Genomic DNA, 11851 nt, shown 5'->3' with positions numbered 1-11851 from the left:
TGTGCTGGCGCAGCCAGTGCGGTCTGCAGGCGCGGGAGTGCCGCGCTGGGCTCTGTTATCAGTGCGGGATCTGGCTGCGCAGTTCCTCGGTTTCGCGGCGGGCTTCGCGCAGGCCATCCATTGCCGCACGCAACTCCGCTTCGGTTTGGGTCAGCTGATTGGTCAGCTCCGCCTCGCGCTGCTGCAGATAGGTGATCGCCTGATCCCGGGTTTCCTCTGCCTCATGCAGCTCCTGGCTCATTCGGTCGAGATCGGCGACATCGCTTTGCCGCACGCGGGTAAACCGGTGCACCAGCCAATTGGCGAACCACCCCATGGCAAAAGCCACAAACAGGATGATCGCGGTGGTGATGATGAACTCTGTCCTGTTCATTCCTCTGGTGTCTCCTGTGCATCATCTGCGCTTTCGGCTTCCGGGCTGCTGCCGTCGTCGCTTGTTTGTGTCTGCTCCGCCGGACGGATCAGCTTGAATTCTATGCGGCGGTTGGCTTCGCGGCCTTCCTCGGTGCCATTGTCGGCAATCGGTTCGCTTTCGCCGTAACCTTTGGCAGCAAATGTCGAGGTCACCACCCGGCGCGCGCGCAATTCATTCAGAACTGATTGCGCGCGCGCCTGGCTAAGGTTCTGGTTCATGGCTTGACGGCCCTGGCTGTCGGTATGGCCTTGGATCTCCAGGCGGACCGGGCCGCAGCGGCTCAGGACTTCGGCTATCCGGTCCATGGTGCCGGCGCTTTCCGCCGCAATGGTGGCAGAGCCCGGTTCAAAAGTGATTTTCGACTCGCTTTGAGCACCGGCGAGCTGGGCTTCGCACAACTCCGGCGGGATTGGCTGATCCTTGGGGGCCGGCGGTTCTTGGTAAGATACATCAAGGTCATAAGTCTCTGCTTCGCCCAGCTTGGCAGACAAAAAGCGCGCGATTTCGGAAGGGGCGTTCTTGCGGTAGCTCATGCCGCGCAATTCCAGGTTTTCCGGCGTTACCGTCACTGAACCGCGCTGCAGATATGAGAGCGCTTCCAAACCCGCCAGCACCCGCACCGGCCAATCGGCCGGCAGGTCCGCAACGGCCCGGGTGGCCGTATGCACATTCGCCGAGCCAAAGCGTGCCTTGGCATAGCTGTCGGCTACGGTGCGCAGGGCGGCGTCACTTAGTCGGCCTCGCAGCTGGACTTGGCCTTCGGGGCTGAGGGTCGCAGTGAACTCCGGAGGGCCGGCGGTGTCAGATGCCACGGGAACCGGCAGCACTGCGTGCAAGGCAAAAACACGGGGCAGGGCGGTTTCCAGCTCTCCGACCACATGGTCGAAGGTGCCGCTGGCAGTGCCTTCTGCAGCAACAAGGGTGATGTCGGCATTGGCAATGGTTACGGAACCGCCACCCAGTTCAGCCAGGCTGGCGATGCTCAGCTCTGCTGCGCGGGCCCAGTTGGGTGAGGGCACGCCCATGCCGATCACACAGTCCGTATCGCTTTGCAGTCCGGCCTCTTGTGCGGCGTCGAGGATGCGCCTGCGGCTGGCTTCACTCTCGGCGGTGCAGGCATCAAACTGGGCGCCGTCCTTGGTCAGCAGGAACCGCAAGGTGAATGGGGTAACCACCGGCCTTGGCGCCGCGATATCCATTGCCAGCCGCAATCCTGGCGGAGCCAGTCGGCCAAGCTGCTCCTCCAGCTGGTGCTTGGCTTCTTCACTGCCTGAAATGGCGGTGATGGAAACCGCGCCGGCCTCTACTGAAATCTTGGCACGTGGCAACAGTTTCAATGCTTCCACGGCAAAATCCAGGGCCTGCTGCCAGCCGTCGGGTTTGGTGTACTGAGCCGTTTCCAGAAGGTCCGCCACGCTGCCGTCCGCTGCTAAGGCGTTCAACTGTTCGACCATTGCCTCGCGGCCGGATCCTTCCGGAATCAAGCCGATAATCGAAATGCCGCTGTCATTGCGCAGAATTTCCGCGGAAAACCGCGGTGGTGTCAGCCCTTTGGTCGGCGGAACTTCCATCCCGTCGATGATCCGTGCCGCATCCACCACGCTGCCGATCAGAGAAATCACTGTGAACCTGGTCGCCTCGTCGGGGGGCGTGCCTTCGGCCAGGACTTGCAGACCGTCCGCCGTGACTTCGGCCCAGGTATGCCCGGCAGCGTCGAGCGACTGCCGTACCGCGGTTTCGGTGCTGCGTTCCACCGTGGTGACGGCAAACCCGGCAGCAACAAGGCTCAGCCCTGCGGCGGCAGTGAAGGCCAAGCCTGGGATCAGCAGAGAGGACAAGCGCATGTGGCGGCAGTTTCCCTTGGTCAGTTAATGGCTCTTACCCTGCGCAGAGAAATGGTTCAATCACGCGAACATGGCCAAGGCAAAGAAGATGAGCGGGATCAGGCCGGTATCGCGGTTCAACCGGAACAATTGCAGCAGCCGGGTATTGTTCTCCGCGTCAAAAATACGCAGCTGCCAGGTCAGGTGCCAGCCCATTGCCCAGGGCGCTGCCAGCGCCAGCACCAATGCCAGCACAGAGGCCGTTTCCAGCATTGCCCCGATCACCGCCATGGCCATCAGGCAGACAAAGGCCACGATGAAACGGCGCAGCCACATCGGAGTTTCTGTGCCAAACAGCCGGGCGGTGGATTTCACACCGATTAGCGCGTCGTCCTCTGTGTCCTGATGAGCATAGATAGTGTCATAAAACAGCGTCCAGGCGATGCCGGCCAGATACAGCAGCACCGGAGGCCAGCCCATTGTGCCGGTATGTGCGACCCAGGCCAACATGGCGCCCCAATTGAAGGCGAGGCCCAGAAACACCTGCGGCCACCAGGTAAAGCGTTTGGCAAAAGGGTAAACAGTTACTGGCAGCAGCGACAGGATGCCCATAGCGATGGTCGCTTGGTTGAAGGTCAGCAGGATCGCCAGGCCTAGAAGACATTGCAGCCCCATCCAGGCCAGCGCGCCTTTGACTGTGACCTGGCCCGAAGGGATCGGGCGCGAGCGGGTGCGTTCCACTTCGCCGTCGAAATTGCGGTCGGTTATATCGTTCCATGTGCAGCCCGCGCCGCGCATCAGCCAGGCGCCGGCTGCACAGCCAATGGCGATCCACAGGTCGCTCCAGCGCGGGCTTTGGTCTGCCAGGATGGCCAGGGCCAGCCCCCACCAGCAGGGGATCAGCAGCAGCCAGGTGCCAATGGGCCGGTCGGCACGGCTGAGGCGCAGATAGGGCCGGGTCCATTCCGGGGCATATATGTCCACCCAGTTTCCCTTGACCGCGTCCGCGACCTGACCCTCTGGTGCTGGCTTCTGGCCTTGCATATGTAGGACCCCATGAGTGCAAAAATCAGACTGTATGTAGAGCACCCTTTGGGGGCAGGGCAATCGGTTCCCTTGGATCGTGATCAGGCGCATTACCTGTTCGGGGTTATGCGGCAGGGCGCCGGTGCGCATGTGGCGCTGTTCAATGGACAGGATGGCGAATGGCTGGCGGAGGTTGCCGAGGCCGGCAAGCGCGGCGGTACGCTTGTATGCCGCGAACAGACCAAGCCGCTACAGCTGCCGCCGGATCTGTGGCTGATGTTCGCGCCGATCAAGAAGGCACGCACCGATTTCATTGTCGAAAAAGCGGCAGAGATGGGCGCCGCCCGCATCCTGCCGGTGCAGACCGAGTTCACCAATTCCGAGCGTATCCGTCAGGACCGGCTGCAAGCGCATGCGGTTGAAGCTGCTGAGCAATGCGGCGGCACATATGTGCCCGAGGTTGGCGAACTGCAAAAACTTTCGCGCCTGCTGGACGCCTGGCCGCAGGAGCGGCAATTGATGTTCTGTGATGAGGCCGAGGTGGGCAAGGCGCTGCAGTTGGCTGCCCAGACGCAGGCGGGGGCGCCCTGGGCGATCCTGATCGGCCCCGAAGGCGGGTTTTCCGATGCCGAGCGCAAGCGTCTCCACACCCTGCCGCAATCCCATGTGGTTAGCCTCGGTCCCCGCATCCTGCGTGCGGACACCGCTGCGGTGGCAGCCATGACCCTTTGGCAGCAGGCGCTGGGGGACTGGTAAACGGTTGCTTGCCCCCTGAACTCAGACTCTGGAAACCAATTCCTGCTAAATTGATCGCAACCCGGAGTTGATTAGGCCCTGTTGCCACCACATGCTCGGTACAGGCCTGCCGTTTCGGGCGGCAATACAAGGGCTGGTTCAGATCATGGAGGGCAAGATGATTCGCAGGGCAGAACAGGGTGATTTGCAGGCAATTGAGGGGTTCCTGGCTCCGCGCGCGGCAACGTCCATGTTCCTGTCGGGCAATCTGCGTGATCACGGGCTGAATGCGGTTGGCCACCCGAAGGCAACCTCGGTCTGGCTCAGCGAGGATGCAAGTGGTTTGAACGGTGTCTTCGGCCTGACAGAGGACGGCTTCCTGACCTTTGAGGCCCCTGGCATTGGACCCGCTGCAGGCGGCGCGCTGCGGCGCGCGCTGGACGGGCGGCGGATTGCGGCGCTGAACGGCGAGGCGCGGCAGGCTGATGCGATGCTCGAGGTTCTGAATGTCGATTGGGAGCAGATCGGATTCTCCGACACTGAACCTCATTTCCGCTTACCTCTCAAAGACTTGCAATTGCCCTCTGGCGGCAGCACCCTGCGTCCCATGCATCCCGAAGACGTGCCGCTGATCACGGAATGGCGCCATGCCTACGACAAGGAGGTTTTTGGCTCCGCAGACCTGCCCGAAATCCGGCAGCGGTCGACTGGCCGGGCGGAGGAGCTGGTGGAAAGCGGCCGGGGCCGGATTTTGGAACTGGGCGGTCTGCCAGTAGCCATGACTGCCTTTAACGCGGCATTGCCAGAGATCGTGCAGATCGGCGGCGTCTTTACACCGCCCGGACAGCGCAGCCGCGGCTTCGCCCGCCGCGCTGTTGCGCTGCATCTGGCCGAGGTGCATGAGGAAGGCGTTCAGGAGGCTATCCTGTTTGCTTCCGGCGCGGCAGCGGTCAGGGCGTATCAGAAGCTGGGTTTCCAGAGAATCGGGGATTACCGGATCATTGAGTTCAGCGAGCCGGTGACGGTTCGTTGCGAATGACGGCGGGGCATCGGACAGTTTACTTGCACGGGCCATTGCATCAGCCGTCAGGACCGCACAGATAGGAAGGGCAGGCCGGGTGCTTGCCCGACCGGAAAGAATGAGGCGAAACACATGAGTTTCATCCGCCCTGAGGCTCGCGCTCAACTGTGGCGTTGGCGGGAAGTTATAGCCGCTGTTCTGATGTTCCTTCTGGGCGTCAAGCTGGCGTTCGCGTCCTTTGGCTTCACGGCAATCACTGGCTGGGCGTTGGTGGCAACGGGGCTGGTAACTGCGATCATCGGCGCTCAGCGTATGCGCTTTCGCAGCGGCACGGGCGGACCGGGTGTCGTGCAGGTTGATGAGGGGCAGATCGCCTATTTCGGCCCTTTGACCGGCGGGGCGGTGGCTGCGTCCGAGTTGGAACGCCTGGCGCTTGATCCTTCGTCGAAACCGCCGCATTGGCTGCTGGAACAGCCGGGCCAGGCGCCTCTTGCGATACCTGTCAACGCTGAAGGCAATGAGGCATTGTTCGACGTCTTTGCCGCCTTGCCGGGTCTGAAGACCGAGAAGATGCTGAGCGTATTGCGCAATGCAGGCCCTCACCAGGTCGTGATCTGGGAGCGCTCTGCCAGTCGCCCGGATCATCAGCGCCTGCATTGACACTGCCGGCGATTCCGCCCACGACTGATCCTTCAAAACATCTCTAACAGGACGGAGTGCCAGGCATGTCCATTCCCCAGTCCGGCGGCGGACCGATTGAACGCCACGAGCAGCTTGCCGAGTATCTAGCCGACGGCTGCAAGCCCAAGGAAGACTGGCGTATCGGAACCGAGCACGAAAAATTTGGCTATTGCAAGGACACTCTGAAACCGCTGCCTTATGCCGGTGAACGCTCCATCGAAGCTGTGCTGACCGGCTTGCGTGACAGCTATGGCTGGGCGCCCGTGACCGAGGCTGGCAATCTGATTGGTTTGGAAAAGGACGGCGCCAACGTCAGCCTGGAGCCGGGCGGTGCCTTGGAACTGTCCGGGGCCCCGCTAGAGACCATTCATGAAACCTGCGATGAGGTGAATACGCACCTGCGCGAAGTGAAAGATATTGCCGACAAGATCGGTGTTGGCTTCATTGGGCTTGGTGCGGCGCCTGAATGGCAGCATGAGCAAATGCCGCTGATGCCCAAGGGGCGTTACCGGCTGATGAACGACTACATGGAAAAGGTCGGCACCATGGGTCGTGCCATGATGCGCCGCACCTGCACCGTGCAGGTCAACATCGATTTCGGCTCCGAAGCAGACATGGTTCAAAAGCTGCGCGTCGCCCTGGCTTTGCAGCCGGTTGCTACCGCGCTGTTCGCCAACTCCCCCTTTTTTGAGGGCAAGCCCAACGGTCACAAATCCTGGCGCAGCTACATCTGGCGCCACCTCGATGATGCCCGCACAGGCATGCTGCCGTTTGTCTTCGAGGAAGGCTTCGGCTTTGAACGCTACGTGGAATATGCGCTCGATGTGCCGATGTATTTTGTCTACCGCAACGGCGCGTATATCAACGCGCTGGGCATGTCGTTCCGTGATTTCCTGAAAGGGGAATTGCCAGCTTTGCCGGGTGAAACGCCATTACTGTCGGATTGGGCGGACCACCTGACAACGGCCTTCCCGGAAGCGCGGATCAAGAAGTTCATGGAGATGCGCGGCGCCGACGGCGGACCCTGGCGCCGCCTGTGTGCCCTGCCTGCCTTCTGGGTTGGCCTGACCTATGATCAAACGGCTCTTGATGCAGCCTGGGACCTGGTCAAAGGGTGGGATGCAGATACCCGCGAAGGACTGCGTATTGCGGCCGCTGAGCATGGTTTGCAAGCCAAGGTGAACGGCATCAGCATGCATGAGCTTTCCCGCGAGGTGGTGGCAATTTCCGAAAGCGGCCTCAAAGCGCGGCAAAGACCGGGCGCAGGCGGGCTGGTGCCAGATGAAACCCACTTCCTGAACGCACTGAAAGACAGTCTCGACAGCGGCAACGTGCCTGCGGATGAGCTTTTGGCGCGTTACGATGGTGCCTGGGAAGGCGACTTAAGCCGTATCTACAGTGAGTTCGCTTACTGATGTTGCATTGAAAAGGCCGCGCTCCAGGCGCGGCCTTTTCCTTAAAGAGGCGGGCGGTGGGTGATCCCACCGCCCGCTTTTTTGCACTTGAGTGGTGGCTTGTGCCTTACTGCGCCTGCAATTCAGACGGCGTTTTTTCGGCGATGTCTTCCCAATTGGTGTTGGCGTTCTGCACCATGCCCGGAATGTCGCCTTCCCAGCGTTCCTGAATGTCAGCCGACAGGTTCAGGTACAGGGTGTTGTCAACGATCTTCCAGTGGTTCGGGTCACCGTCGAATTTGAAGCCCATTGCAGTACCAAAGGCGCAATAGCCGCCGTATGCCGGCAGATAGGCTTCGGGATTCTTCTCAAAGGCCGCTTTGTGCTCTTCCGAGGCAAAGCGGTAAGTTGCGTCATTGAAAACAGTTGTGATTTTATAGCTGCCCTTGGTGGGGGCACCATCTGTGAAATATGCGACCGGGTCATAGCCCTGCATGGCCAGGCCGGTGGAGGATGCGTTGATCTCAACACCTGCTGCCATTGCCGAGGTTGCCAGCGCAACCGACAGAGCCACACCGCTGATCAGTGCCTTTACTTTATTCATGGTTTCTATCCTTTCATAATCCGGCCTGCTTATCGGAATTGATCTTCCGGCCGGGGTTTCACCATGCGTGCCGCGGTATGCTGCGGGTCACGGAACCCATGTGGAGAGCCGGCCGATCACGTTCAAAACAACTCAATTTGAATGTGCGCAGAACCAGTTATGCCTGTGCACACATGCGCAAATCAGGTGACAGCCGGATGTCCGCAAGGCAGACTGGGTGCAATCCAAATGGAGGTGAATATGACATTGGCGACCGGAACCCGCCGGACAATCCTGGCCTGTTTTGCGGCGCTGACCTTGTTTGCGGTGCCAGCCGGCGCCCAAAGTGTCGGCGGCAGCTACAGTGCAGAAGGCCGCAATCCTGATGGCAGCACGTACTCCGGCACAGTGCAGATCCGTGACAACGGCGGCATGATCGAGATGAGCTGGCAGGTTGGCGCCCAGTCTTATGCAGGGACCGGTACCCGCAATGGCGATGTGGTCTGGGTTGATTGGGGGCAACCGGATCCGGTTGTCTATGTCCGAATGCCCAGCGGAGAGCTGCACGGAACCTGGGCAAACGGCCGTGGGCTTGAGCGGCTAATTCCGTAACCACATGTGCCAGTACGAAGCGGATGACCATTTCTTTGGGCATGTCGCAAGGCGTCAACAGCGCGCCGAAGACCAGCCGGTTGGGTGCCGGGCAGATGTAATCTGTTCCGCCTGGTTCGCGCGCCACCCGCATTTGGGCTTTGCCGCTCACCAGATCCTCTCAGAGGACCGAATACGTCTGCCTTTTGGCAAGACCGGTCAACCTGCTCAAAGGCCGCGCGTCAAAGGCGGCCACAAAGGCAGTCTGCCTGCCTTTGACTGTTTCCGGGCTTACTTCTGGCCGATCCGTGGTTCGGTGCCTGCGCGCAGCCGAGCAATATTGGCAGAGTGGCGGAAGTAGACGACAGCCGCCAGAAGAACAGCCAGAACCGTCACAGGCTGATAGCCCAGCAGCAGAGCCCAGACCGCGCCAGAGGCTGCCGAAACCAGTGCGCCCATAGAGGAAATGCGGGACATGGCTGCTGCAGCCAGCCAAGTCAGGCAGCAGGCGATCCCCACCGGCCACGCCAGCGCCAGCATCAGCCCCAGGAAGGTCGCGACGCCTTTGCCGCCTTTGAATCCCAGCCAGACCGGGAAACAATGGCCGAGAAAGGACATGAGCCCGGCCAGTTGCGCGGCATCTTCGCCGGCCAGAAAACGGGCCAGCAGCACCGCCGCCGCGCCCTTGCCACCATCCAGCAGGAGTGTCAGTGCCGCGGCGGCCTTGCTGCCGGTGCGCAGAACATTGGTGGTGCCGATATTGCCCGAACCGATTTCACGCAGATTGCCGAGGCCGAGAACCTTGGTGACCACCAGGCCGAAGGGAACCGACCCCAACCCGTAGCCGATGACGGCCCAGAGGATCAGAATGGCTGCAGTGCTTTCAAAAACCGGCATCAGTCCCTCCGGTAGACAGGTTCGCCTGCCACATAGGTTGCTTCGACCCGTCCCTGCATGCGCTGGGTGTCATAGGGCGTGTTCTGCGATTTCGAGCGCAGCTTGAACCGGTCCAGCACAAACGGCACGTCGGGGTCGAACAGCACCAGATCCGCAGGCGCGCCGTCGACCAGACGACCGCTTTCCAGCCCCAGGCGCTTGGCGGGGTTCAGCGACATGGCGCGGAACAGGGTGGGCAGATCCAGCAGTTCAGCATGATACAGCCGCAGCGCGGCCGGCAGCAGGGTTTCCAGCGCCACGGCACCGGCGGCGGCTTCCTCAAACGGCAGCCGTTTGCTTTCCTCGTCCTGCGGCGTATGCATGGATGAGATGATGTCGATCAGCCCGCTCCGCACGGCCTCGACCACGGCCAGCCGGTCGTCCTCAGAGCGCAGCGGCGGCTTCACTTTGAAAAAGCTGCGGTAGCCCGCCACATCCAGTTCATTCAATGTCAGGTGGTGGATCGACGTGCCCGCAGTGATATCCAGCCCATTGGCCTTGGCGCGTTCCAGCGCGGGCAGGGCGCGGGCAGTGGTGATCTGGTCGGCGTGGTATCTGGCGCCGGTCATTTCCAGCAACGCGATATCGCGGTCCAGACCCATGCGCTCTGCCATGGGCGACACTGCGGGCAGACCGTAAAGCGCGGCGAATTTGCCGCTGGTTGCAGCCGCGCCTTTGCTCAGAATCGGCTCTTGCGGATGCGCGATGACCAAAGCATCGCAGGAGCGAGCATAAGACAGAGCCCGTTGAAACACTTTGGTGTTGCTGACCACATGGTCGCAGTCAGAAAAGGCCACCGCGCCGGCATCCATCAGGAAGCCGATTTCTGTCATCTCGCGGCCCTCGCGCCCTTTGGTGAGCGCCGCCATCGGCAGTACGTGCACAGATGTGTCGGCCTGGGCACGGCGGGTCACGAATTCCAGCGTTTCTGGGCTGTCGATGGCCGGGGCGGTATCGGGGCGGGTAACAATGGTGGTGACACCGCCCGCCGCCGCCGCAAGACCGGCGGATTTATAGCTTTCCTTGTGCCGCTCGCCCGGTTCGCAGACTTTGACGCCGATATCGACAATCCCCGGCGCAAGGCATTTGCCGCTGCAGTCCACTTTTGTCACGTCTCTCGCTGCAATGCCTCGGTCGTGCAGCAACTGGGCGGGATCTGCGGCGCCTTTTTCAACCGCGGCAATCCGCCCATTCTGCAGCAGAACAATGCCGGGCGTATCGGTGCCTGCTGCGGGATCAATCAGGCGGGCGTTGGTGAAAAGGGTTGCTTGGTCAGTCATTTATGAACCTCTTGAGCCTGTTTCAAAGCCCGGATAGCCGCATCCGGATCAGACAGGTGGTCAAAGGAGAAAGAAGGGTGGCGTTCAAAGTCAACTCCGTGCCGGGTTGCTTTGAAATGGAGAAACATGTCGATGGGCAGGTGTTTGGACTTGGTGAATTTGTTCAATTCCCAGGCGTTTCGGGTTGTGACTGCATATCTGCAGTTTCTGCGGACGTGTTGATGGCCCAATAGGCCAACAGCGCATCCCGCAGTCACCAGCAGCAGCTTCCAAAAATCCCATGCCGTGGGTTGATCAAATGGCAGTATCATCCATAACAGCGGAATTATCACGCCGAATGGGTAGTAGAGCCACTTGAAACGAGGCGGGACCAGAGCGGCTGATGGCGGGCTGGACCACAAAACTTGCTCATCTTCACTGAGTTCCTGTTGCCACCATTCCCGCCCGCTCATGTCGCAGCCCTTTCGATGGTCATAGCCGTCGCGCTCGGGTTGGCCTGGTATTTGATCAGGTGCTTGTCGCCGCTCTTGGTGATCACCTGCACATAGCTGCCCATGGTTTTGACAGTTTCAATCTGACTGACGTGAACAGAGCGCCCGACGGGGCCTGTCAGAGTTTCCTTGGTCAGGGTCCAGACCACGGCCATTTCCTCGCTGGCCATGTACCAGCCGCGCAGGCCGATTGCAGCCAGCCCGCCAACAGCGCCGGTCCAGACATGCGGGCTGTTCAAAGCCCACAACAGGGCCATGGCACCGCCCATGCCAACCGCTGCCATCCAAGCATGCGCCCGGACATAGGCGCTGCGGTCCGGCGTGAAAGAGGTGTCCTCCATCACAACACCAGCGCCCAGACAGCCAAGGCGATCAGGGCCATGACAAGTGCAAACAGCGTGGCCCCTATGCGACGGGCCTGCGCCCGGGCCAGGCGCGGGGAGAGCTTTGGCGCAGAATAGGGTTTGGCGCTTTCGGCACTTGCAGGTGCCGCGTTCCAATTGGTCTGGCGCTCACCATAGGTGCCCTGCAGCATGATCTGATCCGCCGGCGTCAACCGGGTTTCCACATCGTCAAAGGCACGGGAACGGATCAACAGAACGTAGCCCTCCAGCCCTTGCAGCAATTCACGGTCTTGCTCAACCTGGGCCCGCGGCACGCCGCATCCTTCGCTGAGATAGCCCACCAGGCCTATGTCCTCCAGGTCGCTGACCGGGAAGATCTCCACCTGATCCATGTCCAGCGCCGCAATCCCCAGCACCTGCGCCAGCGCGCCGGGTTCCTTTAGAAACGCCGCCTGCTCGGGCCGCATGTCGAGTGCAAAGAGACGGATCACACCGCGCTCGCCTGCCGGGATATGGATGACACCTTCCAAG

14 protein-coding genes are annotated in these 11851 nt (G+C 61.1%); 5 read left to right on the top strand and 9 right to left on the bottom strand.

Translation table 11 applies throughout. From position 1 onward, the window contains the following. Positions 1–58: 58 nt before the first annotated feature. Genes ACP151_RS05670 through ubiA form a run of 3 tightly spaced genes read right to left on the bottom strand, consistent with a single transcriptional unit; the run spans position 59 to position 3282 of the window. On the bottom strand, positions 59–373 hold the full coding sequence (locus ACP151_RS05670; protein WP_424977890.1) for a hypothetical protein: 315 nt from the start codon (positions 371–373) through the stop codon (positions 59–61). Continuing rightward, positions 370–2259, bottom strand: a complete 1890-nt coding sequence (locus tag ACP151_RS05665; protein WP_424977888.1) for an OmpA family protein — start codon at positions 2257–2259, stop codon at positions 370–372. The genes ACP151_RS05670 and ACP151_RS05665 overlap by 4 nt, the downstream gene beginning before the upstream one ends. 60 nt (positions 2260–2319) lie before the next feature. Beyond that, a complete protein-coding gene (gene ubiA, locus ACP151_RS05660) occupies positions 2320–3282 on the bottom strand; it encodes a 4-hydroxybenzoate octaprenyltransferase (protein WP_424977887.1) in 963 nt (320 codons plus the stop codon). A gap of 12 nt (positions 3283–3294) precedes the next feature. Here ubiA and ACP151_RS05655 point away from each other — a divergent pair, with 12 nt between their 5' ends. The 4 genes from ACP151_RS05655 (at position 3295) to ACP151_RS05640 (ending at position 7116) form a co-directional block, all read left to right on the top strand. After that, positions 3295–4020: a 16S rRNA (uracil(1498)-N(3))-methyltransferase gene (locus tag ACP151_RS05655; RefSeq protein WP_424977886.1), complete on the top strand. Its 726-nt coding sequence runs from the start codon at positions 3295–3297 to the stop codon at positions 4018–4020. 157 nt (positions 4021–4177) lie between these two features. Further along, positions 4178–5038: a GNAT family N-acetyltransferase gene (locus tag ACP151_RS05650; RefSeq protein WP_424977885.1), complete on the top strand. Its 861-nt coding sequence runs from the start codon at positions 4178–4180 to the stop codon at positions 5036–5038. Positions 5039–5152: 114 nt separating this feature from the next. After that, positions 5153–5680 (top strand): hypothetical protein, encoded by a 528-nt coding sequence (locus ACP151_RS05645; RefSeq protein ID WP_424977884.1) that lies wholly within the window; start codon positions 5153–5155, stop codon positions 5678–5680. 65 nt (positions 5681–5745) lie between these two features. Next, positions 5746–7116 (top strand): glutamate--cysteine ligase, encoded by a 1371-nt coding sequence (locus tag ACP151_RS05640; RefSeq protein WP_424977883.1) that lies wholly within the window; start codon positions 5746–5748, stop codon positions 7114–7116. Between the two features lie 106 nt (positions 7117–7222). Here the strand turns inward: ACP151_RS05640 and ACP151_RS05635 are convergent, their stop codons facing one another. After that, positions 7223–7699 carry a YHS domain-containing (seleno)protein gene (locus ACP151_RS05635; RefSeq protein WP_424977882.1) on the bottom strand — a complete coding sequence of 159 codons (477 nt, stop codon included), beginning with the start codon at positions 7697–7699 and terminating at the stop codon, positions 7223–7225. Between the two features lie 240 nt (positions 7700–7939). Between ACP151_RS05635 and ACP151_RS05630 the strand changes: the two genes are divergently transcribed. Then, entirely contained in the window at positions 7940–8290 is a 351-nt protein-coding gene (locus tag ACP151_RS05630; protein ID WP_424977881.1) for a hypothetical protein, read from the top strand. A 270-nt stretch (positions 8291–8560) separates the two neighbouring features. Here ACP151_RS05630 and plsY read toward each other — a convergent pair whose 3' ends face one another. The 5 genes from plsY to ACP151_RS05605 are packed head-to-tail and all read right to left on the bottom strand — an operon-like array spanning position 8561 to position 11850. Continuing rightward, the gene (plsY, locus tag ACP151_RS05625) at positions 8561–9166 is read right to left on the bottom strand and encodes a glycerol-3-phosphate 1-O-acyltransferase PlsY (RefSeq protein WP_424977880.1); all 606 of its coding nucleotides are present in this window, start codon (positions 9164–9166) and stop codon (positions 8561–8563) included. Then, on the bottom strand, positions 9166–10485 hold the full coding sequence (gene pyrC, locus ACP151_RS05620; protein WP_424977879.1) for a dihydroorotase: 1320 nt from the start codon (positions 10483–10485) through the stop codon (positions 9166–9168). Before pyrC ends, plsY begins: the two co-directional genes overlap by 1 nt. Continuing rightward, entirely contained in the window at positions 10482–10937 is a 456-nt protein-coding gene (locus tag ACP151_RS05615; RefSeq protein WP_424977878.1) for a hypothetical protein, read from the bottom strand. Before ACP151_RS05615 ends, pyrC begins: the two co-directional genes overlap by 4 nt. After that, a complete protein-coding gene (locus ACP151_RS05610; RefSeq protein ID WP_424977877.1) occupies positions 10934–11317 on the bottom strand; it encodes a hypothetical protein in 384 nt (127 codons plus the stop codon). The genes ACP151_RS05615 and ACP151_RS05610 overlap by 4 nt, the downstream gene beginning before the upstream one ends. Continuing rightward, positions 11317–11850 (bottom strand): hypothetical protein, encoded by a 534-nt coding sequence (locus ACP151_RS05605; protein WP_424977876.1) that lies wholly within the window; start codon positions 11848–11850, stop codon positions 11317–11319. The genes ACP151_RS05610 and ACP151_RS05605 overlap by 1 nt, the downstream gene beginning before the upstream one ends. Between the last annotated feature and the right edge of the window lies 1 nt (position 11851).

The sequence above is a fragment of the Leisingera sp. S232 genome (assembly GCF_049800895.1).
Taxonomy (GTDB): Bacteria; Pseudomonadota; Alphaproteobacteria; order Rhodobacterales; family Rhodobacteraceae; genus Leisingera.
This window is presented reverse-complemented; position numbering and strand designations above follow the sequence as displayed.